The 24,769-nt window shown below is 69.4% G+C and carries 16 protein-coding genes; 9 read left to right on the top strand and 7 right to left on the bottom strand.

Annotated features, from left to right (window positions below; translation table 11 throughout):
- The first annotated feature begins 47 nt into the window (after window positions 1–47).
- The 3 genes from GGR66_RS14565 (at window position 48) to GGR66_RS14555 (ending at window position 8,052) form a co-directional block, all read left to right on the top strand.
- Complete coding sequence (locus GGR66_RS14565; RefSeq protein WP_184448760.1) at window positions 48–1,874, top strand: Svx/AvrXca family virulence/avirulence protein; 1,827 nt, start codon at window positions 48–50, stop codon at window positions 1,872–1,874.
- 382 nt (window positions 1,875–2,256) lie between these two features.
- Complete coding sequence (locus tag GGR66_RS14560; RefSeq protein ID WP_184448721.1) at window positions 2,257–4,671, top strand: glycoside hydrolase family 127 protein; 2,415 nt, start codon at window positions 2,257–2,259, stop codon at window positions 4,669–4,671.
- A 504-nt stretch (window positions 4,672–5,175) separates the two neighbouring features.
- Window positions 5,176–8,052: a TonB-dependent receptor gene (locus GGR66_RS14555; RefSeq protein ID WP_167087562.1), complete on the top strand. Its 2,877-nt coding sequence runs from the start codon at window positions 5,176–5,178 to the stop codon at window positions 8,050–8,052.
- Window positions 8,053–8,370: 318 nt separating this feature from the next.
- Here GGR66_RS14555 and GGR66_RS14550 read toward each other — a convergent pair whose 3' ends face one another.
- The gene (locus GGR66_RS14550) at window positions 8,371–9,393 is read right to left on the bottom strand and encodes an Ldh family oxidoreductase (protein ID WP_184448720.1); all 1,023 of its coding nucleotides are present in this window, start codon (window positions 9,391–9,393) and stop codon (window positions 8,371–8,373) included.
- A 210-nt stretch (window positions 9,394–9,603) separates the two neighbouring features.
- Window positions 9,604–11,508, bottom strand: a complete 1,905-nt coding sequence (htpG, locus tag GGR66_RS14545; protein ID WP_184448719.1) for a molecular chaperone HtpG — start codon at window positions 11,506–11,508, stop codon at window positions 9,604–9,606.
- A 212-nt stretch (window positions 11,509–11,720) separates the two neighbouring features.
- On the opposite strand from htpG, the gene rsmD reads away from it, so the two are divergent.
- The 6 genes from rsmD (at window position 11,721) to GGR66_RS14515 (ending at window position 16,640) form a co-directional block, all read left to right on the top strand.
- Window positions 11,721–12,326, top strand: coding sequence for a 16S rRNA (guanine(966)-N(2))-methyltransferase RsmD (gene rsmD, locus GGR66_RS14540; RefSeq protein WP_184448718.1), 606 nt, complete (start codon window positions 11,721–11,723; stop codon window positions 12,324–12,326).
- Window positions 12,323–12,829 (top strand): pantetheine-phosphate adenylyltransferase, encoded by a 507-nt coding sequence (gene coaD, locus GGR66_RS14535; RefSeq protein WP_019801822.1) that lies wholly within the window; start codon window positions 12,323–12,325, stop codon window positions 12,827–12,829. Before rsmD ends, coaD begins: the two co-directional genes overlap by 4 nt.
- 40 nt (window positions 12,830–12,869) lie before the next feature.
- Window positions 12,870–13,364, top strand: coding sequence for a hypothetical protein (locus GGR66_RS14530; protein WP_160970243.1), 495 nt, complete (start codon window positions 12,870–12,872; stop codon window positions 13,362–13,364).
- A 288-nt stretch (window positions 13,365–13,652) separates the two neighbouring features.
- Window positions 13,653–13,937: a YfhL family 4Fe-4S dicluster ferredoxin gene (locus GGR66_RS14525; protein ID WP_184448717.1), complete on the top strand. Its 285-nt coding sequence runs from the start codon at window positions 13,653–13,655 to the stop codon at window positions 13,935–13,937.
- Window positions 13,934–15,691 (top strand): gamma-glutamyltransferase, encoded by a 1,758-nt coding sequence (ggt, locus tag GGR66_RS14520; RefSeq protein WP_184448716.1) that lies wholly within the window; start codon window positions 13,934–13,936, stop codon window positions 15,689–15,691. Before GGR66_RS14525 ends, ggt begins: the two co-directional genes overlap by 4 nt.
- 55 nt (window positions 15,692–15,746) lie before the next feature.
- Entirely contained in the window at window positions 15,747–16,640 is an 894-nt protein-coding gene (locus tag GGR66_RS14515; protein WP_184448715.1) for an MBL fold metallo-hydrolase, read from the top strand.
- 16 nt (window positions 16,641–16,656) lie between these two features.
- Here the strand turns inward: GGR66_RS14515 and GGR66_RS14510 are convergent, their stop codons facing one another.
- The 5 genes from GGR66_RS14510 to GGR66_RS14490 are packed head-to-tail and all read right to left on the bottom strand — an operon-like array spanning window position 16,657 to window position 24,606.
- Window positions 16,657–18,090 (bottom strand): heavy metal sensor histidine kinase, encoded by a 1,434-nt coding sequence (locus tag GGR66_RS14510; protein WP_184448714.1) that lies wholly within the window; start codon window positions 18,088–18,090, stop codon window positions 16,657–16,659.
- Window positions 18,087–18,770, bottom strand: a complete 684-nt coding sequence (locus GGR66_RS14505; RefSeq protein WP_184448713.1) for a heavy metal response regulator transcription factor — start codon at window positions 18,768–18,770, stop codon at window positions 18,087–18,089. The genes GGR66_RS14510 and GGR66_RS14505 overlap by 4 nt, the downstream gene beginning before the upstream one ends.
- Window positions 18,767–21,919, bottom strand: coding sequence for an efflux RND transporter permease subunit (locus GGR66_RS14500; protein WP_184448712.1), 3,153 nt, complete (start codon window positions 21,917–21,919; stop codon window positions 18,767–18,769). The genes GGR66_RS14505 and GGR66_RS14500 overlap by 4 nt, the downstream gene beginning before the upstream one ends.
- Window positions 21,916–23,115, bottom strand: a complete 1,200-nt coding sequence (locus GGR66_RS14495; protein ID WP_184448711.1) for an efflux RND transporter periplasmic adaptor subunit — start codon at window positions 23,113–23,115, stop codon at window positions 21,916–21,918. Before GGR66_RS14495 ends, GGR66_RS14500 begins: the two co-directional genes overlap by 4 nt.
- A 3-nt stretch (window positions 23,116–23,118) precedes the next feature.
- Window positions 23,119–24,606: an efflux transporter outer membrane subunit gene (locus GGR66_RS14490; protein WP_221236448.1), complete on the bottom strand. Its 1,488-nt coding sequence runs from the start codon at window positions 24,604–24,606 to the stop codon at window positions 23,119–23,121.
- Window positions 24,607–24,769 lie beyond the last annotated feature (163 nt).

Genomic DNA, 24,769 nt, shown 5'->3' with positions numbered 1-24,769 from the left:
TCGGACAAGAGGAGTGTAGAGCCGTGAAAATTGCTGCTTCTCGATTCATGCGTATGGTCTCCACGGTGTGCCTGTCGGCCATTCTGGTGCTGGCTGCGCAGCATGCGCATGCGGCCGCCGCGGCCGTCTGCACCGCCGGCCAATGGATCGCCAATCCCGACGACACCGACATGCCGGCGGTCCGCTACGAAACCCAACACTTCGCTTTCCGCTGGAAGGACGGACAAACCGTTTCGCAGGACGACGTGACCTCGGCAGCCAAGGAACTGGAGTTGATCTGGGATGACTACATGGGGCGCGTCGGGTTTCCCGAGCCTTACTGCAATACGGGAAAGAAGTACAAGGTCAGCGTTTACCTGGACCACGACTTCGCCCTGAACGGCGGTACCTCCGCCAGCGGCGGCATGGGCATGTGGATCAATCCGGATCAGTTGGGATATCACTGGGGCCTGGCGCATGAACTCACCCATGGGTTGCAGGGCAGTACCGGCGGCTTGCGTGACTCGCCGTACGTGGGCTGGATCTGGGAATCCCATGCCAACTGGATGGCGCATCAGTATTTCCACGACGATGTGCAATGCTCGGAAATGCTGGTGAACTACCCGCATCTCTACCTTGGCTCGACGCGCGACCGCTACTGCAACTGGCAGTTCATGGAGTACCTCAAGGATCGCTTCGGCTACGCGATCGTCAACGATCTGTGGAGCAAGGCGCCCAAGGCCGGCGATGCTGGCCAGGCCGATGCCGACCCGTTCACGATCCTCCGCGACAACATGGGCTGGAGCCAGTCGCAGCTCAACGACGTGTTCGGCGACTGGGCCATGCACAACGTGCAGTGGGACTACATCGACCCCGATGGTCGCGACCATGGCGCCGTGATGCGCCAGCAATACGGCAGCAATACCGCGTTCGATCCGGAAAACCCATCCGACGAGACCAATCGCGATCGTGCATTGCGCCTGACCCAACTGGATCCGGTGCAGGGCCAGGCCGGCGGCTACCAGGTGCCGTTCGACTGGGCGCCGCAGCGTTGGGGGTACAACCTGGTCCGGCTGGTTCCCGCCGAGGGTGCGGATGCGGTCGTGGTGAAGTTCCATGGCAACGTGCAGCAGCGGCCGGCGGTCGACACGTTGCCGGGCCTGGCGAACGATCCGGAGACGCTCGGCGCACCGGACTCGGATTGGCGCTGGGGTCTGGTCGCGATCGATGCGAACGGCAAGCCGCGCTACAGCGCATTGCAGCGTGGCGCCGATGCCGCGCTGTCGTTCCAGGTGCGCAGCGACGACAGCGACCTGTATCTGGTGGTCATGGGCACGCCGAGCAAGATGCAGAAGATTAAGTGGGATCAGTCCTACTATTCGGTCTACCGCTATCCGTGGAGCGTCACCTTGGAGAACGCCTATCCGTCAGGCCACCAGCCCGGTGCGCCGACGCCGACGCGCGTCGGCAGCCGCCATCCCAACGGCGGTGGCTGGGTCGCGCAGAATGCGTATGTCGCGTCGACGGCCTATGTCGGCCCGCAGGCGCGGGTGCTCGGGGGCAAGGTGCTGGGGGATGCGCGGATCGAGGACCACGCGACGATCATGGGCGGGCAGGTGCAGGACGGCGCCGTGGTCGGCGGGTTGAGCGTGCTGCAGGACGGGGTGACGATCAAGGATCGCGCCCAGCTGCAGACGGTGTTCAAGCCGGCAGGGGCATTCGGTGGGTTCACGCTGTCCGGCGCCGCGCAGATGCGTGGCGACGTCGAGCAGCGCGGCGCGTCGGCCAGCAAGGGCGTGTTCTACGGTTACGTGGATGCGGATACGGTGACCAATCCCGACTATGGCGCCGACCTGACCGACGCGGTGCCAGAGGTCACGGCGAGGCCACGCTGATCGACCGGCACTGACTGGCCGGCGGCGTCGCGGCGGATGCCTGTGCATTCGCCGCCGCACCGCCACAGTTTCCTGATGCCTGCATGACGCGACGTGTCGCGTAGGTGGCTCATGAGACGCAGGGCACTGGTGTGTCGGCCGCGTTCGCCTGCGGTGTGTGCGGTGCTTGGTCGCCTGCGGCCGGCCGAAGCGGCGATTCGGCAGAAATCCGCATCTGCACGCATCAGTGGGGACAAGACGCGCTGTCACCCGGATGACACAGTGGCCATGGATCCGCTGGTCGTTGCCCTGCGGAGTCGGCGTCCCGACATCTCACACAGGAGCAGTCCATGCCTCGATGCGTTTCTTTCCCGCATGCCGCGTCGCACGCGGGAAGCCGGCCATGAGCGGGCAGGGCATGCATCGGCATGGCGCCGCGTGCGCGCATGTCACCGGGGAGACGGCGGGCGCGGCACTGGATCCCTCGCGGCGCCGCTTCCTGCAGTGGAGCGCGCTGGCGGTGGCGGCCGGGATGCTGCGCTTCCCGCTCGACGCCGCCGCGTCCACGCCCGGGCGGGTGCAGGCGCTGCCCTTGCAGCAGGTCACGCTGAAGCCGTCGCTGTTCCTGGATTCGCTGCAGACCAACCGTCGCTACCTGCTGGAACTGGAGCCGGACCGTCTGCTGCACAACTTCCTGCAGAACGCCGGCCTGCCGCCGAAGGGCGCGGTCTACGGCGGCTGGGAGGGCGACACCATTGCCGGCCACACGCTGGGCCACTACCTCAGCGCGCTGGCGAAGATGCATGCGCAGACGCGCGATCCCGTGCTGCGCGAGCGCATCGACTACATCGTCGCCGAACTGGCGCGCGCGCAGGCCAAGGACGCGGACGGTTACGTCGGCGGGCTCACCCGCAAGAACGACAAAGGCGCCATCGACAGCGGCAAGGTGGTGTTCGAGGAAGTGCGCCGCGGCGTCATCAAGGGCAGCAAGTTCAATCTCAACGGCAGCTGGTCGCCGCTGTACACGGTGCACAAACTGTTCGCCGGCTTGCTCGACGCGCACGCACTGGCCGGCAACGCACAAGCGCTGCAGGTGCTGCTGCCGCTGGCCGGCTATCTGGGCGGGGTGTTCGACGCGCTCGACCATGCGCAGATGCAGACCCTGCTGGACACCGAGTTCGGCGGCCTCAACGAGTCCTACATCGAGCTGGGCGCGCGTACCGGCGATGCGCGCTGGATCGCCATCGGCAAGCGCCTGCGCCACGAGAAGGTGATCGACCCGGCCGCGGCCGGGCGCGATGCGCTGCCGCATATCCACGCCAACACCCAGGTGCCCAAGTTCATCGGCGAGGCGCGCCAGTTCGAGGTCGCCGGCGACGCCGATGCGGCCGCGGCGGCGCGCTTCTTCTGGGAGACGGTGACCGCGCACTACAGCTACGTGATCGGCGGCAACGCCGACCGCGAGTATTTCCAGGAGCCGGACACCATCGCCGCGTTCCTCACCGAGCAGACCTGCGAGCACTGCAACAGCTACAACATGCTCAAGCTGACCCGGCACCTGTACCAGTGGACGCCGCGGGCGCGCTACTTCGACTACTACGAGCGCACGCTGCACAACCACACTATGGCCGCGCAGCATCCGGCCACCGGCATGTTCACCTACATGACGCCGATGATCAGCGGCGGCGAACGCGGTTTCTCCGACAAGTTCGATTCGTTCTGGTGCTGCGTCGGCAGCGGCATGGAAGCGCATGCGCAGTTCGGCGATGCGATCTATTGGCAGGACGCCACGTCGTTGTACGTGAATCTCTACATCCCCTCGCGGCTGGACTGGAGCGAGCGCGACCTGGCGCTGGAACTGGACAGCGGCGTGCCCGACAACGGCAAGGTGCGCCTGCAGGTGCTGCGCGCCGGCGCACGGGCGCCGCGGCGGTTGCTGTTGCGGGTGCCGGCCTGGTGCCAGGGCCGCTACACCCTGCGCGTCAACGGCAAGCCCGCACGCGCGGCGCTGGCCGACGGCTACCTGACGCTGGAGCGTGACTGGCGCGCCGGCGACGTCATCGACCTGGACCTGGCCACACCGCTGCGGCTGGAGCACGCGGCCGGCGATGCGGACACGGTGGTGGTGATGCGCGGGCCGCTGGCGCTGGCCGCCGACCTGGGCCCGGTGAGCACGCCCTACGACGCGCCGGACCCGGCGCTGGTGGCCGCGGCCGATCCACTGCGCGGCTTCGCCGAGCTGCCGCAACCCGGCCATTTCCTGGCCAGCAGCACGCAGCCGACTGGCCTGACCTTCGTGCCGTTCTATGCGCAGTACGAGCGGCGCAGCGCGCTGTACTTCAAGCGTATGGGTCCGGCCCAATGGGCGCAGGAAGCGCAGCGGCGGGCGCGCCGCCAGGCCGAGCAGGATAGCCTGCGTGCGACCGCGGTGGACATGATCCAGTTCGGCGACGAAGCCTCCGAGCAGGCCCACCAGTTGCGCAGCGACACGTCCTTCGGCGGCGCCTACCGCCGCCAGCAGTGCCGCGACGTGCGCGGCAAGGGCTTCGTCGAGTTCCGCATGCGTGGCAGCGCGCAGCCGCTGGCGCTGCGCCTGCGCTTCTGGGGCAGCGACAAGGGCCGCTTCAACATCCTGGTCAATGGCAAGCTGGCCGTGGAAGTGGCGGTGGAGCGCGGCCAGGTGATCGATTTCGTCGACCGCGACTACCCGCTGCCGCCCGCCTTGACCCGCGACGCGCAGCCGCTGACCGTGCGCATCGAGCCGCAGCACGGCGACACCGCCGGCCCGCTGTTCGGCGGCTGGCTGATTCCGGTGTGATGCGGCCCGGCACGAACATCGGCATCGCCTCGTGCGACCGATTGCAGCGTGTGCCTGTCGTGGCGGCGTCTGCGCGACACGGCGCCATGCCGCAGCACGGCCGTCGCGCACAGGCGCCGACTCGCACCCGACCATGCATGATTCCGCACGTGAAACCGCGAATCGCGACAAGACGCGGGCATGCATCCACGGCACAGTGTGACCGCGTGATGAAATTCTGATCGCATCGTCGTACCGGCCGTGGCGCCGGCGCGCGCCACCGGAGCGCCGCCGTCGTCGTCGGACGTCATCGCAGTAGCGGGGAGCCGCGCACCGGCCGTGCGCGCAGGACATCGCCATCCCCGCGGTGCGCCAGGCCGTCAAGGCCGGGCGCAGGCATGCCATCGCAGGCGCCGCGCAGGCGCCACCGTCCAGCAGGTCCGTCCGTCGGCATGGCGCCGGCATGGCGTCGTTCGGCCTGCGTTTCTCACTGTCCCGTCTCGTCATCACTCCTGGAGCTCGCCCATGTCGTTTTCGCCGCCACGCCCCTCCTTCCGTCATGCCGCGACGCCGCTGGCGCTGGCGGTCGCCACCGCCTTGTCGCTGGGCAGCGCGGGGACGGCGCAGGCGCAGGAGGCGAGCGCCGACAGCGCTCCCCAGACCCTGGACAGCATCGTGGTCACCGGCTCGCGCCTGCGCCGCGTCGACACCGAGACCGCCAACCCGGTCGTGACCATCAGCCGCGCGCAGATCGAGGCCACCGGCAAGGCCACGCTCGGCGATCTGGTGCAGGAGCTGCCGTCGATCGCCGGCAACGCCACCAATCCGAACACCAACAACGGCGGCGGCACCGGCGCCTCGGTGATCTCGCTGCGCGGCCTCGGTGACAAGCGCACCCTGGTCCTGGTCAACGGCACGCGCCTGGCCAGCAACGACGTCAACGCGATCCCGGCGACCATGATCGAGCGGGTGGAAGTGCTCAGCGACGGCGCCTCGGCGGTGTACGGCTCGGACGCGATCGGTGGCGTGGTCAATTTCATCCTGCGCAAGGGCTTCGACGGCATCGAGGCCAGCGCCGACTTCGGCACCAGCTCGCGCAGCGACGGCAACCGCCGCAACTTCTCGCTGACCGCCGGCAAGACCAGCGAGCGCGGCAGCATCGTCGCCGGCCTGTCCTACCACGACATCGATCCGGTCTCGGCCGGCGAGCGCGCCTATTCCAAGGATGCGCTGTCGCTGATCGACGGCGTCGGGGTGAAGCAGGGCTCCTCGGCTACCCCGACCGGCAGCATCAGCTTCAACGACGGCTCGGCCGCGGCCAAGGCGCTGGCGGCGAGCAACGGCTGTTCGCGGGTCACCTTCAACGGCGGCAGCAGCAGCCCGACCAACGCCAGCCAGTACCACTGCTACGTCGCCTCGACCGATTCCTACAACTACCAGCCCTACAACCTGTTGCAGACCCCGCAGGAACGCACCAACGCCTTCGTGCTCGGCAGCTACCGGTTCAACGACCATCTGGAAGGCTACGTCAACACCTACTTCAGCAAGACCACCTCGTCCTCGATCATCGCGCCGATCCCGATCTTCGCCAACGGCGACAACTTCCTGGTCTCCTCCGCAAGCTACTACAACCCGTTCGGGGTCAACTTCGGCACCGACCGCAGCACCGGCACCTCGTACAACAACTTCAACACGCGCGCCACGGTGCTCGGCAACCGGCAATACCAGTACGACACCTACAATTTCCAGATCAATCCGGGCCTGCGCGGCAGCTTCGGCGACAGTTCCTGGCAGTGGGATGCCAGCCTCAACTACGGCAAGGTCAAGCAGAAGTCGATCAACCAGGGCTTCCTCGACTACGCCGGCTTCAACGCCGCGGTGGGGCCGTCGTTCCTCGCCGCCGACGGCACCGTCAAGTGCGGCAGCGCCGGCGCGGTGATCGCCGGCTGCACCCCGATCGACGTGTTCAACCTCAACGCCGCCAGCAACAAGGCCGCGCTGGAGGCGCTGGTGGTCAACCCGATCGTCACCAACGTCTACACGGTCAAGCAGTTCGAGGCCAATGCCAACGGCGAACTGTTCGCGCTGCCGGCCGGCACCGTCAGCCTGGCCGCCGGCGTGTCCTACCGCAAGGAAAGCACCAGCACCGCCGCCGATCCGCTGTGGACCGGCGACGAAAACGGCATGTGTGGGGTGCTGGAGTACTGCGCGTCGGTGCTCGGCGGCAGCTTCAGCGTCAAGGAAGCCTATGCCGAAGCGCTGTTCCCGCTGCTGGCGGGGCTGCCCGGCGTGCACTCGCTCAACCTGACCGTGGGCACCCGCTTCTCCGACTACGACACCGTCGGCAGCAAGACCAACAGCAAAGTCTCGCTGGAGTACCGCCCGATCGAGAACCTGTTGCTGCGCGGCACCGCCTCGCAGGTGTTCCGCGCGCCCAACATCAACGAACTGTATGCGGGCGTGGCCGGCGACTCGCCGTCGGTCACCGACCCGTGCAACGGCTACACCGGCGGCCATGCCGCGGCCTGCGCCAACGTGCCCACCGACGGCAGCTACCAGCAGGCCGACAACCAGGTCGGCGCCAAGGCCTCCGGCGCGGCGGTGGCCGGCTACCAGCTCAAGCCGGAGACCGGCATGTCCTACGACTTCGGCGTGGTCTACGACCCGGGTTGGGTCGAGGGCCTGTCGATGAGCGCGGACCTGTGGAAGATCAACCTCAAGGACACCATCACCCAGGTCTCGGCGCAGACGGTGCTCAACCAGTGCTATGCCAACGACGCCAGCGCGTTCTGCGCGCTGATCCACCGCAACGACAACGGCACCGTCAACTACATCGCCGAGCCCACCGTGAACCTGGGCAAGCTGTGGGCCAGCGGCGCGGACTTCAGCCTCAACTACCGCCTGCCCGACACCGCCTGGGGCAGCTTCAGCGCCGGCCTCAACGGCACCTACGTGATCCGTTACGACATCAACCCCGACACCACCGACCCCAGCACCGTCACCATCCACAACGCCGGCAAGTACACCTACGCCTACGGCAACTTCCCGCGCTGGCGCGCGCTGGGCACGCTGAACTGGAACCTGGGCGACTGGAGCGCGTCGTGGCGCGTCCGCTACATCGGCCGCACCGAGATCGGCAGCGCCGACACGCGGCAGAGCCTGTCGGCCGACGCCGACCAGCCCGCCGTGGTCCGCGACATCGGTGCCTACGTCTACCACAGCGTACAGGTGGGCTATCAGGTCAAGCCGTGGAACACGCGCTTCGAAGTGGGCGTGGACAACCTGGCCGACCGCCAGCCGCCGCTGTACTACGCCAACAACGTCACCAACGCCAACACCGACGTGGCCACCTACGATCTGCTTGGCCGCTACTACTGGGCGCGCGCGACGGTGAAGTTCTGAGCCGAATGCTGTTTGCACAGGCGAGCAGGGTGCCGGTGCCGTGGCGGGTGCAGCCCGCCGCGGTGCGATCGGCCGGTGCGCTTCCGCACCGGTGGCGTCGAGCCGTCACGGCGTGCGGATTGCGGGTTGGCTGCCGCATCTGGCGCGGCGCATCGCACGATTGCGCCGCGTACCTAGCGATGACGGAAGGCCACTCGTAGTAGCGGCTTCAGCCGCGACAGGCATCACCGGTAACGCCGCGTCGCGGCTGAAGCCGCTCCTACACGACGACGCCATGTCCCGCTGAGCTACGGCAAAGCGGGCTATTAGCGGCGCCCCTCAATCGAGCAAGGCCAGCAGATCCTGATGTAAGGCCTGTGGAATCCGCACGCCTTCGCTGCGGCTGCGTGCCCGCGCCTGGTAGCGGCGTTGCGACGGCAGGCGCGCCCCGGTGGCCTCGTAGGCGGCAAAGAAAGCTTCCGCGCGGGCCAGATGCGTCGCACGGTCGGCGCCGAGGAAGCGCGCCGGATCCAGCGCCAGGATCAGTTCGCCGTGGTAGGGCGCCGCGCCGGCACCGGCGTCGTGGGCCAGCGATTCGGCGCTGGTGAGGTCGCCGATCAAGGGGCCGGCGATCAGTTCGATCATTACCGACAGCGCCGAGCCCTTGTGTCCGCCGAAGGTCAGCATCGCGCCGCCGTCGGCGACCGCGGCCGGGTCGGTGGTCGGCGCGCCTGTCGTATCCACGCCCCAGCCTTCGGGAATCGGCTGGCCGGCGCGGCGGCGCAGCTCGATCTCGCCGCGTGCCACCGCGCTGGTGGCGAAATCGAACACGAAGGGTGGCGCGTCCACGCGTGGCCAGCCGAACGCCAACGGATTGGTGCCCAGCAGCGGCGTGCGACCGCCGGCCGGCGTGACCCAGGCATGGCTGGGGTTGCAGATCAACGTGACCAGACCGGCCTCGGTGAGCCGTTCCACCTCCGGCCATAGCGCGGAGAAGTGCACGCAATGGTTGATCGCCAGCGCCGCCAGGCCATTGCCGCGCGCCTTTTCGATCAACAACGGCAGGCCGCGCTCGAACGCCAGCAGCGAGAACCCGCCGCACGCATCGACCCGGACGATGCCGGGCGCATGGTCGTGCACGACCGGCTCGGCGTCGCCCACCACCTTGCCGTTGCGCAGCGTCGCCACGCAGCCCAGCGTCCGGTACAGCCCGTGCGAGGCACAGCCGTCGCGTTCGCCGGCGACGAGGGTGTGGGTGAGGGCATGCACATGCGCGGGGCTGAAGCCGGCACGGGAGAGGATGCGCTCGACCAGGTTGGTGGCCTGGTCCAGGGACAGGGGGATCGTGTCGCTGGTGTTCATCGAGAAAGGCGGGCGGGGGAGTGCTCTGGATTCTGGCCCGAGCCGTGCTTCGTGAGAACCCTCTGGCGGCTGTCCTGACTGAGATCCGTCGTGGCCAGAGCACGGCAACTGGAGATCCCCAGCCCGTTCCATGTCTGACAGCGGGCCCAGAAACAACGAAGCCGGCAGGTCGCCGGCTTCGTTCTTCCCACCGTTTGGGCCTGGCAAGGCCTACACCGACAACTCCAACAACAGCTTGTTGAGCCGCCGCACATACGCCGCCGGGTCCTTGAGACTGTCGCCGGCCGCCAGCGCAGCCTGGTCGAACAGCACCTTCGCCAGATCGCCGAAGCGCTCGCCGTCGGCTTCCGCGTCCAGCTTCTCGATCAGCGGGTGCGCCGGGTTGAACTCGAACACTGGCTTGCTCTCCGGCAACTTCTGGCCGCTGGCTTCCAGGATCTGCCGCATCTGCAGGCCCAGGTCGCCCTGGCCGATGGCCAGGATCGCCGGGGAATCGGTCAGGCGGTGCGAGACGCGCACTTCGGAGACCTCGTCCTTCAGCACGTTCTGGATGCGCTCGACCAGGCCCTGCTTGGCCTTGGCGGCCTCTTCCTTGGCCTGCTTCTCTTCCTCGCTGTCGAGCTTGCCCAGGTCCAGGTCGCCGCGCGCCACGTCGACGAAGGACTTGCCATCGAACTCGGTGAGGTAGCTCATCAGCCACTCGTCGATGCGGTCGGTGAGCAGCAGCACTTCGATGCCCTTCTTGCGGAACACCTCCAGGTGCGGGCTGTCCTTGATCTGCGCGTAGCTCTCGCCGGTCAGGTAGTACAGCTTGTCCTGGCCTTCCTGCATCCGCGCCACGTAGTCGGCCAGCGACACGTTCTGCGTGCCGTCGCTGCCGTGGGTGGAGGCGAAGCGCAGCAGGCCGGCGATCTTCTCGCGGTTGCCGAAGTCCTCGGCCGGGCCTTCCTTCAGCACCTGGCCGAAGTTCTTCCACACGCCCAGGTAGCGCTCGGCGTCGTCCTTGGCCAGCTTTTCCAGCATGTCCAGGGCGCGCTTGGTCAGCGCCGACTTCATCGAGTCGATCACCGGGCCGGACTGCAGGATCTCGCGCGAGACATTCAGCGGCAGGTCGCTGGAATCGACGATGCCCTTGATGAAGCGCAGGTACAGCGGCAGGAACTGCTCGGCCTGGTCCATGATGAAGACGCGCTGCACGTACAGCTTGAGTCCGCGCGAGGCGTCGCGCTGGTACAGGTCGAACGGGGCGCGGCCGGGCACGTACAGCAGCGAGGTGTACTCCAGCTTGCCCTCGACCTTGTTGTGGCTCCACGTCACCGGGTTCTCGTGGTCGTGGGCGATGTGCTTGTACAGCTCCTGGTATTCCTCGTCCTTGATCTCGTTGCGCGGGCGCGTCCACAGCGCGCTGGCGCGGTTGACGGTTTCCCACTCGGGCGTTTCCGGCTTGTCCTTGTCCTCGCCGTGATGTTCCTTGGGCAGTTCGATCGGCAGGGCGATGTGGTCGGAGTACTTGCGCACGATGCCGCGCAGCTTCCAGCCGTCGGCGAAATCCTTCTCGTCGTCCTTCAGGTGCAGCACGATGCGGGTGCCGCGCTCGGCCTTCTCGACGGTGGCGACCTCGAACTCGCCTTCGCCGCGCGAGGACCAGTGCACGCCTTCGCTGGCCGGCAGCCCGGCGCGGCGGCTGTACACGTCGACCTGGTCGGCGACGATGAAGGCGCTGTAGAAGCCCACGCCGAACTGGCCGATCAGGTGCGAATCCTTCTTCTGGTCGCCGGACAGGTGCTTGAGGAACTCGGAGGTGCCGGACTTGGCGATGGTGCCCAGGTGCGCCACGATCTCCTCGCGGCTCATGCCGATGCCGTTGTCGTCGATGGTGACGGTGCCGGCGTCCTTGTCGAAGCCGATGCGGATGCGCAACTGCGCGTCGCCGTCCAGCAGTTCCGGCTTGACCAGCGCCTCGAAGCGCAGCTTGTCGGCGGCGTCGGAGGCATTGGAGATCAGCTCGCGCAGGAAGATCTCCTTGTTGGAATACAGCGAATGGATCATCAGCTGCAGCAGCTGCTTGACCTCGGTCTGAAAGCCCAGGGTTTCTTTTTGGGTTTCCACGCTCATCGGTAGGTGCTCCATGAAGGATGGGCGGCCGCGCGGAGGGGGGCACGGCTCTGCCGGCCGACATGGTGGCGGCCGCGGCCGGCTTCAAGCACCGGGCCGCGCAGACGCCGGTCGGCGCGCTGGTCTATGATCCGGACCCCGTTCCGCCGCCCGTCGCCGATGCCGTCCTTGCGTTTCATGTCCTGCCTGTCCAGGCCCCTGCGGGGCTGCCGATGAGCCGTCCCGGCGGCGGGCAGGTGCGGATCATCGGCGGGCGCTGGCGCAACACGCGGCTGCCGGTGCCGGACCTGGCCGGGCTGCGCCCGACTTCCGACCGGGTCCGCGAGACCCTGTTCAACTGGCTGCAACCGGTGTTGCCCGGGGCGCGCGTGCTGGACCTGTTCGCCGGCAGCGGCGCGCTGGGGCTGGAAGCGGTGTCGCGCGGCGCGGCTGGCGCGGTGCTGGTCGAACGCGACCCGGGCCAGGTGGCACAGCTGCGCGCCACGGTCACGCGGCTGCAGGCCCAGGACCAAGTGGAGGTGGTGCAGGGCGATGCGCTGCGTTGGCTGACCGAGGCGCCGGCCAATGCCCCGGCGGACATCGCCTTCGTCGACCCGCCGTTCGCCGCCGGGCTGTGGGACGCGGTGCTGCAACGCCTGCCGGCGCGGCTGGCTGCCGACGCCTGGCTGTACCTGGAGTCGCCGGCCGGGCAGGGACCGGCGCCGCCTGCGCCCTGGGCGCTGTACCGCGAGGGCGGCAGCCGCGAGGTGCGTGCTGCCCTGTACCGGCGCACCGCTGCTACACTTCCCGGCGACCTTCACGCGGTACCCGACGCATGACCGTGGCCCATAGCCGCATCGCCGTCTATCCCGGCACCTTCGATCCGATCACCAACGGCCATATCGACCTGGTCAACCGTGCGGCGCCGCTGTTCGAGCAGGTGATCGTGGGCGTGGCGCAGAGCCCGTCCAAGGGTCCGACACTGCCGTTGGAGCTGCGTGTGTCGCTGGCCCGCGAGGCGCTGGCCGGGCACCGCAACGTGGAAGTGCTGGGCTTCGACACCTTGCTGGCGCATTTCGTGCGCTCGGTCGGCGGCGGCGTGCTGCTGCGCGGCCTGCGCGCGGTGTCCGATTTCGAATACGAGTTCCAGATGGCGAGCATGAACCGGCATCTGATCCCGGAGGTGGAGACGCTGTTCCTCACCCCGGCCGAGCAACACAGCTTCATTTCGTCCTCGTTGGTGCGCGAGATCGCGCGCCTGGGCGGGGATGTCTCCGGCTTCGTGCCGCCGTCGGTGGTGCAGGCGCTGGTCCAGGCCCGCCAGGCCGCCGCGCAGCGCTGAGCCGTCCACCATTCACTGACGACACAGAGGGAGCCGTTCCATGAACACCACCGCACGCGCGTTGCTGATCGCTTCGCTGGCCCTGGGCTTCACCGCCTGCAAGAAGGAAGAGGCCGCCAAGCCGGCCGCCGACGCGCAGCCCGCGCTGACCGCCCCGGCCAAGGACGACGACGCCGGCTGGAAGAAGTACCTGCAGGAAGTGGCGATCCAGAACATGGGCAACGTCACCAACAGCCCGTTCCTGTACTACCTGCCGCCGGAGTCGGATCCGGAGTTCCAGGCCAAGTACGACCGCCAGGTCGAGAGCGCCACCACCGCCATCGGCCGCGGCATCCAGCCGGGCAACATGCTGGCGTTCGGCTCCTCGGCCTCGGCCAAGATGGCCGACCTGATCACCGCGGCCTTCGCCAAGGTCGAGCCGAACACCATGAAGGGCGTGCGCGTGGTCTACATCGGCGCCCCGGCCGACAGCGCCCGCGTCGAAGCCGTGGTCAAGCCGACCGGCGCCGACTACATCTTCGTCGAAGCCAAGTAAGCCCGCAGGGCCGGCGCGCCGATGCGCGCCGGTCCCGCCATGTCGCGCCGCACGGCGCGAACCCAGTCTCTCCGCCACAGCGGAGAAGGGCCTGGCCCTCGAGACCAGGCGTGCCATCTTTCGATGCGGCGATGCCAGGCGCCGTGTGTCCGGCGTCGATCGCGGGGCAGACGCGCTCCTTCACGACGAGGCAATGGCGATACAGCGTTCCGCGCCATGGCGCCGCCTTCGCGGGGCCGTCCCGTCCCGATCCGGTAAACTGCCCGGGTCAGTGCCGAAGTGCGCCCCATGTCCCTCAAGATCAACGAGCTCTGCGTCAACTGCGACGTCTGCGAGCCGGCCTGCCCGAACCAAGCCATCGCCATGGGCGAGACGATCTACGTGATCGACCCGGCCCGCTGTACCGAATGCGTCGGCCATTTCGACGAGCCGCAGTGCGTGGTGGTGTGCCCGGTGGAATGCATCGACCCGGACCCGGCCATTCCGGAGACGCACGCGCAATTGCTGGCCAAGCTGCAGCGCCTGCAGCGCGACCACCCCGAGTTGTACCCACTGGAGCCCCCCGCCGCATGAGAAGCCTCGTCCGCCGTGTCCTGCTGCTCGCCCTGGTCCTGACGCCGTCGGCGTGGGCCGAGGCACCGGTCGCCGAAGCGACTGCCACCGCCCCAGCCGCGCATCCGCCCGGTGCCGCGATCGCCAGCGGCCACCGTCTGGCCACCGAGGCCGGCCTGCAGATCCTGCGTGAGGGCGGCAATGCCTTCGACGCCGCAGTGGCGGTGTCCTCGACGCTGTCGGTGGTCGAGCCGATCAGCTCGGGCCTGGGCGGCGGCGGCTTCTTCCTGCTGCACGACGCCAAGACCGGCAAGGACGTGATGCTGGACGCGCGCGAGACCGCGCCGGAATCGGCGACGCCGGCCGCGTTCCTGGACGCCAAGGGCGAGCTGGACCGCGACCGCTCGATCAACGGCCCGTGGTCGGCCGGCATCCCCGGGCTGCCGGCGGCGCTGGTGGAGCTGGCGACCAAGCACGGCCGGCTGCCGCTGCGGCAGTCGCTGGCGCCGGCGATCCGCATCGCCCGCGAAGGCTTCCCGGTGTACGCGCGCATGGCCGAGGGCTACCAGTCGCGGCGCAAGGTGATGGAGCGCTATCCCGGCACGCGCGAGGTCTACCTGCGCAACGGCCGGCCGATCGCCGAGGGCGACGTGTTCAAGCAGCCGGAACTGGCCAACACGCTGCAGTTGCTGGCCGACAAGGGCTTCGATGGCTTCTACCGCGGCGCCACCGCCAAGAAGCTGCTGGCCGGGGTCAAGCAGGCCGGCGGCCGCTGGACCGCGCAGGAACTGGCCGGCTACACGGTCAAGGAACGCACGCCGATCCGCTTCGACTACAAGGGCTGGACCATCACCACCGCGCCGCCGCCGTCCTCCGGCGGCATCGCCCTGGCCAGCATGCTGCAGATCCTGGAGGGCTACGACCTCAAGACCATGGACCCGGTGCACCGCGTGCACCTGACCGTGGAAGCGATGCGCCGCGCCTACCGCGACCGCACCTTCTTCCTGGGCGACCCGGATTTCACACATGTGCCGCAGCGCATCCTGCTCAGCAAGGACTACGCCGTGGGCCTGCGCTCGACCATCAACCCGGACAAGGCTACGCCCAGCGATCTGCTGTCGGGCCAGCCGACTCCGCTGGAAGACGACGAGACCACGCATTTCTCCATCATCGACGGCGAAGGCAACCGCGTCGGCGCGACCCAGACGGTCAACCTGCTGTACGGCTCCGGGTTGATCCCCAAGGGCACCGGCGTGCTGCTCAACAACGAGATGGACGATTTCGCGCTGCGTCCGGGCACGCCCAACGCGTTCGGGGTGATGGGCTACGCGGCCAACGCGCCCAAGCCGGGCAAGCGCCCGCTCAGCTCGATGTCGCCGACCTTCATGGAGAACGCGGACAAGGCCATCGTGCTCGGCACCCCGGGCGGCAGCCGCATCATCACCATGGTGCTGCTCGGTATCCTCGGCTACGACGACGGCCTCACTGCGCAGCAGGTCGCCGCGTTGCCGCGCTACCACCACCAGTGGCTGCCGGACGTGATCGAGGCCGAGACCGGCACCTTCGACGCGGCCACGGCCAAGGGCCTGGAAGCGATGGGGCATGCGCTGAAGCTGCCCGGCGACAGCGCCGAGGATGGCCACGGGTCCAGCCACGTCTGGGGCAACCTGCAGACGGTGGAATGGGACAAGCGCCGTAACGTGCTCAGCGGCGGCAGCGACCCGCGTAACGAGGTCGGCAGCGCCGAAGTGCTGCAGACCGCGCCGGCGCGCTGAGCCGCGCGACGCCCGCTTCTGCGAATCCCCACTCCCCACTCCCGAATCCCCGCTCATGAAGCTCTGGTCCATCCAAGGCAACTCGCAGAAACTTGACGGTGGCGCGATGTTCGGCAACGCGCCCAAGGCGATGTGGCAACAGTGGGCCGCGCCCGACGACGGCAACCGCATCGCGCTGGCCTGCCGCGCGCTGCTGGCCAGCCCGCTGGCCGGCAAGACGGTGTTGTTCGAGACCGGCATCGGCGCGTTCTTCCCGCCGGCGCTGCGCGAGCGCTACGGCGTGCAGGAGGCGCGGCACGTGCTGCTGGATTCGCTGCAGGCTGCGGGCTTTGCGCATACCGACATCGACGTGGTGGTGCTGAGCCATCTGCACTTCGATCACGCCGGCGGCCTGCTGGCGCCGTACCGCGAAGGCGCCGCGCCGGAGCTGCTGTTCCCCAACGCGCAGTTCCTGGTCGGTGCGGCGCACTGGCAGCGCGCGCTGCACCCGCATCCGCGCGACCGCGCCAGCTTCATCCCGGAACTGCCGGGCCTGCTCGAGGCCAGCGGCCGCCTGGAACTGGTCGAGGGCGACTACTCGCGCGCCCTCGGCGAGGCGGTGCGATTCCGTTTCAGCGACGGCCACACGCCGGGGCTGATGCTGGCCGAGATCGTCGGCCCCCACCACGGCGAGGACGGCCAGGCGCACGGCGGGGTGGCGTTCTGCGCCGACCTGATCCCGGGCCGGTCGTGGGTGCACGTGCCGATCACCATGGGCTACGACCGCAACGCCGAGCTGCTGATCGACGAGAAGCGTGCGTTCCTGGAAGACGCGCTGGCGCGCGACGTGCGCCTGTTCTTCACCCACGACCCGGACTGCGCGCTGGCGCAGGTGCAGCGCGATCCCAAGGGCCGCTTCGTCACCGCGCACGAAGTGCCGGCGCTGCAGGCGCGCGCGCTCGCCGCCTGAGCGCGGCGTTCCGGCGCTACCAGCGCAAGTCGGCGTGCGGGAGCGCGCCGGCAGTGGCGCCGTCCAGCGCCACCGAAAAGCCGATGGTGGTGATGCCGTCGCGGTGCTGCGCGAACACGCGCCCGCCGTGCATGGTCGCCACCGCCTTGACGATCGCCAGGCCCAGGCCGTGGCTTTCGCGGCTGTTGGCGCGGGCAGCGTCGCCGCGGTAGAAGCGGTCGAACAGGCGCTCCAGATGTTCCGGCGCCAGCGCCACGCTGGGATTGGAGAAGGCGATCAACGCCTGCCCGCCGCGCTGCACGATCTCCACCACGATCGGCGCGGTGCCCGCCGAATGCTGGATCGCGTTGTGCAGCAGGTTGGACAGCGCGCGCCGCAGCAGCGACTTCTCGACCTGGGCGACCGCATCGCCGCGCAGCTCCACGCGCAAGCCGGCCTCGTCCAGCAGCACTTCGAAGAACTCGACGGTCTTGCCGACCTCCTCGGCCAGCGACGCATCCTCGCACTGGCGCGCGCGCTGGCCCTGCTCGGCGCGCGCCAGGAACAGCATGTCGGCGACGATCGCGCGCAGCCGCTCCAGTTCCTCCAGGTTCGACTGCAACACCTGGCGCAACTGCTCGGCGTCGCGGTGGCGGGTCAGCGCCACCTGGGTCTGGCCGATCAGGCTGGCCAGCGGCGTGCGCAGTTCGTGGGCGACGTCGGCATTGAAGCTTTCCTGCTGCGCGTAGGCGGCGTCGAGTCGATCGAACGCCGCGTTCAACGACGCGCCCAGGTCCTCCAGTTCGCGCGGCAACCGCGGCAGGTCCAGGCGCCGCCGGTCGTGCGGACCGATGCGCTGGGCATCGGCCGACAGCCGTTGCACCGGGCGCAGGCCGAGCTTGGCGGTCCAATAGCCCAACGCGCCGACCAGCGCGGTGCCGGCCAGCGTGACCAGCGCCAGGGCGATGTCGAAGCGGCGCCGGGTCAGCGCGAACGGCGCGCTGTCCATTGCCGCGATCAGTTGCACCGGCGGCCGCACCGGCGTGGCCGGCAGCGTCTGGCCGATGGCCTGCCATGCCTGCGGATGCGCGTCGGCGATGCCCAGCGCCTGCGGATCGCCGATGCGCACCAGGCCGCTGCGCCCGCGCGTGGCCTGCGCCATCGCTTCGGCGCCACGCCCGTAGCGGAACGCCGGGTCCTCGCTCCACAGCCAGAAGCGCAGGTCCGGTGCGCTGGAGACGCTGGCCAGCCGCGTGCGCGCATGCGCGGCCAGGTCCGGCGAGCGGCTGTTGACCAGCATGTACTGCACCGCGTCCATGCGCGAACGCAGTTCCTCGCGCTGGTGGCGGCGCAACTCGTGTTCCAGCACCTGGTGCAACACCAGCCCGATCAGGGCGAAGCCGAGCAGCGCGGTGGCCGCGAACAGGCCGGCCAGGCGCAGCGCGATCGAGGGCCGCGCCGGCGCGCTCACCCGGCCGCGTCCTCGCGTTCTTCCAGCACGTAGCCCATGCCGCGCACGGTGTGCAGCAGCGGCGCGTCGAACGGCACGTCGATCTTGGCGCGCAGGCGCTTGATCGCCACTTCCACCACGTTGGTGTTGCTGTCGAAGTTCATGTCCCAGACCATTTCCGCAATCGCGGTCTTGGACAGGATCTCGCCCTGGTGCCGGGCCAGCGTCGCCAGCAGCGCGAACTCCTTGGCGGTCAGGTCCAGCCGCTGCCGGCCGCGCACGGCCTTGCGGCTGATCATGTCGATCTGCAGGTCGCCCACGCGCAGCAGGGTGCTTTCCTGGGCGCGGCCGCGGCGCGCCAGCACCTGCAGCCGCGCCAGCAGTTCGATGAAGGAGAAGGGCTTGATCAGGTAGTCGTCGGCGCCTTCGCGCAGGCCTTTGACCCGGTCCTCCACGCTGTCGCGCGCGGTGAGCATGATCACCGGCGTGCTCTTCACCGAACGCAGCGAGCGCAGGATGGCGAAGCCGTCCAGGCCCGGCAGCATCGCGTCGAGCACGATCACGTCGAAGTCGTAGTGCAGGGCCAGGTGCTGGCCGTCGATGCCGTCGTAGGCCACGTCGACCGTGCAGCCCTGTTCGCTCAGCCCCTGCTGCAGGTAGTCGGCGGTCTTGCGCTCGTCCTCGACGATCAGCACCTTCATGGCTGCAGCGCCCCCGGTGCGGCGGTGCGTGCGCGGCGTGCCTGGCGCCGCTGCATGTACCAGCCGTGCAGGCGGTCCAGGTACAGGTACACGATCGGCGTGCTGAACAGGGTCAGCAGCTGCGACAGCAGCAAGCCGCCGACCATCGCATAGCCCAGCGGCCGGCGCAGTTCCGAACCGGCGCCGTGGCTGAGCATCAGCGGCAGGCCGCCGAGCAGCGCGCACAGGGTGGTCATCATGATCGGCCGGAAGCGCATCAGGCAGGCCTCGTAGATCGCATCGCGCGAGGACAGCCCGCGTTCGCGTTCGGCATGCAGGGCGAAGTCCACCATCATGATCCCGTTCTTCTTGACGATGCCGATCAGCAGGATGATGCCGATCATCGCGATCACGCTCAAGTCGTAGCCGCCGGCCATCAGGATCAGCAGCGCGCCGACGCCGGCCGAGGGCAGGGTGGAGAGGATGGTCAGCGGATGGATGTAGCTCTCGTAGAGCAGGCCGAGCACGATGTAGACCGCGATCAGCGCCGCCAGGATCAAATACGGCTGGGTGCGCAGCGAGGCGCTGAACGCCTGCGCCGTGCCCTGGAAGCTGCCGCTGAGCGTGGCCGGCACCCGCAGCTGCGTCTGGGCCTGCTGGATCGCGTCCATCGCATCGCCCAGCGCCGCGCCCGGCGCCAGGTTGAAGGAGATGGTCACCGCCGGGAACTGGCCCTGGTGGCTCACCGACAGGTAGCCGGTCTTGCCGGTGTCGAGCGTGGCGAAGGTGGACAGTGGCACCTGCTTGCCGTTCAACGGCGAGGTCAGGTACAGCCGCTGGAACAGCGACGGATCGCCCTGCAGCGCCGGCGTCACTTCCAGCACCACGTGGTAGCTGTTGAGCTGGGTGAAGTACTGCGCGACCTGGCGCTGGCCGATGGCATCGTTGATGGTCGCGTCGATCTGCTGCGGGGTGATGCCGAAGCTGGCCGCGCGCTGGCGGTCGATGGTCAGGCTGGCGATCGGCGCGGCGTTCTGCTGGTCGGAGGCGACGTCGGTCAGTTGCGGCAAGGCCCGGAACGCCTTCAGCAGCTTCGGCGCCCAGGTGTTGAGTTCGTCCAGGTTGGCGTCGGTGAGGGTGTACTGGTACTGGGTGCGGGCCATGCGGCCGCCGACGTTGATGTCCTGCCCGGCCTGCATAAACAGGGTGACGCCCTGCACGTGCGCCAGGCGCTTGCGCAGCCGCGCGATCACCTGGTCGGCGCTGGCGGTGCGGCCGTCGTCCTTGGGCTTGAGCGCGATCGAGAAGGTGCCGGAGTTGAAGGTGCTGGCGCCGCTCTGCATGCCGAAGGACAGCACGTCCGGATCGCGGCGGATGATGTCGGCCAGTTGCAGCATGCGCGTGCGCATCGCCGCCGAGGACGAATCCTGCGCCGAATCGGCGGTGCCGGAGATGAAGCCGGTGTCCTGCTGCGGAAAGAACCCCTTGGGCATCACCACGAACAGCGCCACGCTGGTGGCCACGGTCAGCAGGAAGCTGGCCAGGGTCAGCCGCGGGTGCCGCAGCACCGTCTCCAGGCCGCGCCGGTACGCCGCCAGCATCGCCTCGAAGCCGCGCTCGAACGCGCGCGCCAGACGCCCTTGCGCCTGCTCGGCGTGCGGCTTGAGCAGGCGCGCGCACAGCATCGGGGTCAGGGTCAGCGACACCAGCAACGACACCAGGATGGTCAGGCTCACCGTCACCGCGAACTCGCGGAACAGGCGGCCGACGATGCCGCCCATCAGCAGCAGCGGGATGAACACCGCCACCAGCGACACCGAGATCGAGACCAGGGTGAAGCCGATCTCGGCCGCGCCCTGCAGTGCCGCCTGCAGCGGCGCCATGCCGTCCTCGATGTGCCGGTAGATGTTCTCCAGCATCACGATGGCATCGTCCACCACGAAGCCGACGGCGATGGTCAGGCCCATCAGTGACAGGTTGTCCAGGCTGTAGCCGAGCACGTACATCAGCGCGGCGGTACCGAGGATGGCCAGCGGCACGGTCAGGCTCGGGATCAGGGTGACCACCGCGCTGCGCAGGAACACGAAGATCACCGCCACCACCAGCACGATCGACAGCAGCAGGGTGAATTCCACGTCGCGGACCGAGGCGCGGATGTTCTGCGTGCGGTCGGCGAGGATCTTGACGCTGACGCTGGGCGGAATCGACGCCATCAGCTTGGGCAGCGCCGCCTTGACCTGTTCCACCGTGTCGATGACGTTGGCGCCGGGCTGCTTGGTGATGGCGATCATGATCGCGCGGCCGTTGACGATGCCGCTGTCGGCCGGCGCGGCGGCGCCGGCGAAGCCCCAGGCGGCGATCTTGGCGTTCTCCGGCCCGTCCACCGCGGTGCCGACGTCGCGCACGCGGATCGGCGCGCCGTTGCGCCAGGCCAGCACGGCGTCGTTCCAGGCCTGGCTCTGCAGCAACTGGTCGTTGGTGGAGACGGTGAAGGCCTGGCGCGCGCCGTCGATCGAACCGGTGGCCGCGTTCACCGTGGTGGTGGCGATCACCGCGCGGATGTCCTCCAGGCTCAGTCCCAGCGCCGCCAGCTTGGCCGGATCCACCTGCACGCGGACCGCCGGCTTCTGCGCGCCGTACAGGTTGACCAGGCCCACGCCGGAGATGCGCGAGATCTGCTGCGCCAGCACGTTGTCGGCGTAGTCGTTGACCTGGGTCAGCGGCAGTACCCGCGACTGCACCGCCAGGATCAGCGCGGGCGATTCGGCCGGGTTGATCTTGCGGAAGCTCGGCGCGCTCGGCAGCGCGCTCGGCAACTGCCCGGACGCGGCGTTGATCGCGGTCTGCACGTCGAGCGCGGCGGCGTCGATGTTGCGGTCCAGGTCGAACTGCAGCGTCACCTGAGTCGAGCCGAGCGCGCTGGTCGAGGTCATCTGGCTCAGGCCCGGGATCAGCGACAACTGCCGCTCCAGCGGCTGCGCCACGTTCGAGGCCATGGTCTGCGGGCTGGCGCCGGGCAGGCTGGCCGAGACCTGGATGGTGGGGAAATCGACCTGCGGCAGCGGCGCCACCGGCAGCAGCGGCCAGGCCACCAGGCCCAGCAACAGCAGCGCCATGGCCAGCAGCGAGGTGCCGATGGGGCGTTTGATGAAGGCGGCCGAGACGCTCACGCGTGCGCTCCCGCCGCGGCCGGCCTGGCGTGCTTGGCCGGCTTGGCTTCCACCACCTTCGCCCCCGGATGCAGCCGGTACTGCCCATCCACCACCACCCGCTGGCCGGCCTGCAGGCCCTGGCCGATCACCGTCTCGCCGTTGGCATCGTCCACGACCTGCACCGGCTGGTCGCGCACGCTGCCGTCGCTGCCGACCACGTACACGAACTCGCCGTCCTGGCTGCGCTGCACGGCCGCGCTCGGCACCACCAGCGCGCCGGCGCGCATGCCCAGGGTGATGCGCGCATCCACGGTCTGTCCCGGCCACAGCGTGTGCCCGGGATTGGGGAAGTGCGCCTTCATCGCGATGGTGCCGGTGCTGGTGTCGATCTGGTTGTTGAGCAGGGCCAGCGTGCCGTGCGCCAGCACCTGTCCGCTGCCGTGGTCGACCGCGTCCACGCCCACGCTGGCCGGCGCGGCATGCAGCGCGCGGTTGATCTGCTGGAACGCGCTTTCCGGCAGGGTGAACTGCACCGCGATCGGGTCGATCTGGTTCAGCACCACCAGGCCGCCGGCATCGCTGGCGTGGACGATGTTGCCTGGATCGACCAGGCGCGCGCCGGCACGGCCGTCGATCGGCGCGCGGATGGTGGTGAAGTCCAGTTGCACCCGCGCGCTGTCGATCGCCGCCTCATCGCTCTGCAGGGTGGCGCGAAGTTGCGTCACCAGCGCCTTCTGCGTGTCCAGGGTCTGGCGGGTGGTGGCGTTGTCCTGCAGCAGTTGCGTGTAGCGCTGCAGGTCGGCCTGCGCATTGCCCAACTGCGCCTGGTCCTTGGCCAGTTGCGCGGTGGCCGCGGCCAGTTGCGCCTGGTAGGTGCGCGGATCCAGCCGCGCCAGCACCTGCCCGGCCCTGACGTCCTGGCCCTCGCCGAAGCCCACGTCGATCAGCTGCCCGTCGATGCGCGAGTGCACGGTTACGGAAGCGATCGGCAGCACGGTGCCGATCCCGGTCTGGCGGATCGGCACGTCCTTGCGCAGCACCGGCGCGCTGGTCACCGGCACCGGCGGCGTGGCGGCGGCGGGCGCGTGGCGGGGGCGCAGCCACAGCACCAGCAGCACGACCAGCAACGCGGCGACGACGAACGGCCAGCGTCGCCGCGGCGCGGCATGGCGCGCTGGCGGATCAGCGGGGCGGGTGGGAGCGGCGATGGACATGGGTTACTCCGGGACGACAGGAGCCGGCGTGGCGCCCGGCGAGGCGCCGCGCACGGCGGGAAGACGGGCGCTGTCCCAGTCGCCGCCCAGCGCGACCAGCAGCGCGACCTGGGCACCGAACTGGCGCGATTGCACCTGCAGCAAGCTGCGTTGCGCGTCCAGCGCGTTGGCCTGGGCGGTGATCACCGCGCTGTACAGCGTGGTGCCGGCGCGGTACTGGTCCATCAGCACGCGTTCGGCCTGCTGCGCGGCATCTGCGGCGCTGCGCTGTTGCTGCGCCTCGCGCGCCAGTTCGCGCGTGGCGGCCAGTTGGTCCTCCACGCCCTGGAACGCGCTCAACACGGTTTGCCGGTAGCTGGCCGCAGCGGCATCGAAGCTGGCTTGCGCCTGCGCGCGCTGCGCGTGACGGGCGCCGCCGTCGAACAGCGTGCCGGCCAGCGCCGCGCCCACCGCCCAGACCCGGTTCGGCACGCTCAGCAGCGAGGCCAGCCCGGCGCCGTCGTAGCCGCCGCTGGCGCTCAGCGACAGGGTCGGGAACCACGCCGCCACGGCCATGCCGATGCCGGCGTTGGCCGCGGCCATGCGCCGTTCGGCGCCGGCGATGTCCGGGCGCCGTTGCAGCAGCACCGAGGGCAGGGCCTCCGGCGTCGGTGGTAGCGCCGGCAGCGGCGCGTCGCTGGCTGCCAGCGAGAACTCGGCGGGGGTATGGCCCAGCAGCACGGCCAGCGCGTGGTCCAGTTGCCGCCGCGACAGCGCCAGATCGGTCGACGCGGCTTCGGCGCTGTGCAGTGTGGCTTCCGCTGCGGCTACGTCGGCGGCGCTGGCGACCCCGGCGCGGACCCGCGCCTGGGTCAGCTGCAGCGCATCGCGATAGCCGGCCAGGGTGCGCTGGTACAGCGCCAGAGTCTGGTCGTCGAAGCGCAACTGCAGGTAATCCGCCACGACCGCGGCCTGGAGCGACAGCCGCGCCTGCGCCAGGTCGGCGGCGCTGGCCTGGGCGTTGTCGCCGGCCTGTTCGACGCTGCGTCGGATCCGGCCCCAGAAGTCCGGTTCCCAACTGGCGCTCAGTCCCAGCGTATCGGTGGTGCGCAGGCCGGGTTTGGGAGTCGCCGCGCGTTCGCGCGTGGTCGCGGCCTGCACGCCCAGCGTCGGCGCTTCGGCCGCACGCGCGCTGCCGACCAGCGCCTGCGCCTGCCGATAGCGTGCTTCGGCCTGGCGCAGGGTCTGGTTGGCGCGATCGGCCTGCTCGACCAAGGCATTCAGCTGCGGATCGCCATAGCGGGTCCACCACGCCACCGCCGGGTCGGCCGCAGCCGGTGCGGCGGGCGCCCAGTGGCCGTCGGCCTCGGCGAACGGCTGCTGTGCGCCCGCCGGCGGCGCCGGGCGCACGTAGTCCGGGCCGGCCATGCAGCCGCCGAGCAGCAGCACACTCAGCAGCGGTGCGAGCGGCGCCAGGCGGCGGGAAACGGGCGGTGGGGGCAGGGCGGTCACGGGGTCGGTGCCGGCAGCGGGAACAGGTCTTCACCGTAGGCGCCGCATGGCGACCCCACGCTGACGCCTCGCTGACGGCGCTGTCAGGAACGCCGCATGCGGCCGTCCCGCGCCGCGTCCTGGGCCGCCCCCGGCGCGTCCGCAACGTGGCGCTTGCAGCCGT

It is taken from the genome of Xanthomonas sp. 3498 (genome assembly GCF_014199795.1).
Lineage (GTDB): Bacteria > Pseudomonadota > Gammaproteobacteria > Xanthomonadales > Xanthomonadaceae > Xanthomonas_A > Xanthomonas_A rydalmerensis.
This window is presented reverse-complemented; position numbering and strand designations above follow the sequence as displayed.

Excerpts from the sequence above, each read along its gene's own strand:
- rsmD (WP_184448718.1), top strand. The coding sequence starts at position 11,721 with ATGAGCCGTCCCGGCGGCGGGCAGGTGCGGATCATCGGCGGGCGCTGG.
- GGR66_RS14530 (WP_160970243.1), top strand. The coding sequence starts at position 12,870 with ATGAACACCACCGCACGCGCGTTGCTGATCGCTTCGCTGGCCCTGGGC.
- GGR66_RS14515 (WP_184448715.1), top strand. The coding sequence starts at position 15,747 with ATGAAGCTCTGGTCCATCCAAGGCAACTCGCAGAAACTTGACGGTGGC.
- GGR66_RS14560 (WP_184448721.1), top strand. The coding sequence starts at position 2,257 with ATGAGCGGGCAGGGCATGCATCGGCATGGCGCCGCGTGCGCGCATGTC.
- coaD (WP_019801822.1), top strand. The coding sequence starts at position 12,323 with ATGACCGTGGCCCATAGCCGCATCGCCGTCTATCCCGGCACCTTCGAT.
- GGR66_RS14525 (WP_184448717.1), top strand. The coding sequence starts at position 13,653 with ATGTCCCTCAAGATCAACGAGCTCTGCGTCAACTGCGACGTCTGCGAG.
- ggt (WP_184448716.1), top strand. The coding sequence starts at position 13,934 with ATGAGAAGCCTCGTCCGCCGTGTCCTGCTGCTCGCCCTGGTCCTGACG.
- GGR66_RS14565 (WP_184448760.1), top strand. The coding sequence starts at position 48 with ATGCGTATGGTCTCCACGGTGTGCCTGTCGGCCATTCTGGTGCTGGCT.
- GGR66_RS14505 (WP_184448713.1), bottom strand. The coding sequence starts at position 18,770 with ATGAAGGTGCTGATCGTCGAGGACGAGCGCAAGACCGCCGACTACCTG.
- GGR66_RS14550 (WP_184448720.1), bottom strand. The coding sequence starts at position 9,393 with ATGAACACCAGCGACACGATCCCCCTGTCCCTGGACCAGGCCACCAAC.
- GGR66_RS14555 (WP_167087562.1), top strand. The coding sequence starts at position 5,176 with ATGTCGTTTTCGCCGCCACGCCCCTCCTTCCGTCATGCCGCGACGCCG.
- htpG (WP_184448719.1), bottom strand. The coding sequence starts at position 11,508 with ATGAGCGTGGAAACCCAAAAAGAAACCCTGGGCTTTCAGACCGAGGTC.
- GGR66_RS14495 (WP_184448711.1), bottom strand. The coding sequence starts at position 23,115 with ATGTCCATCGCCGCTCCCACCCGCCCCGCTGATCCGCCAGCGCGCCAT.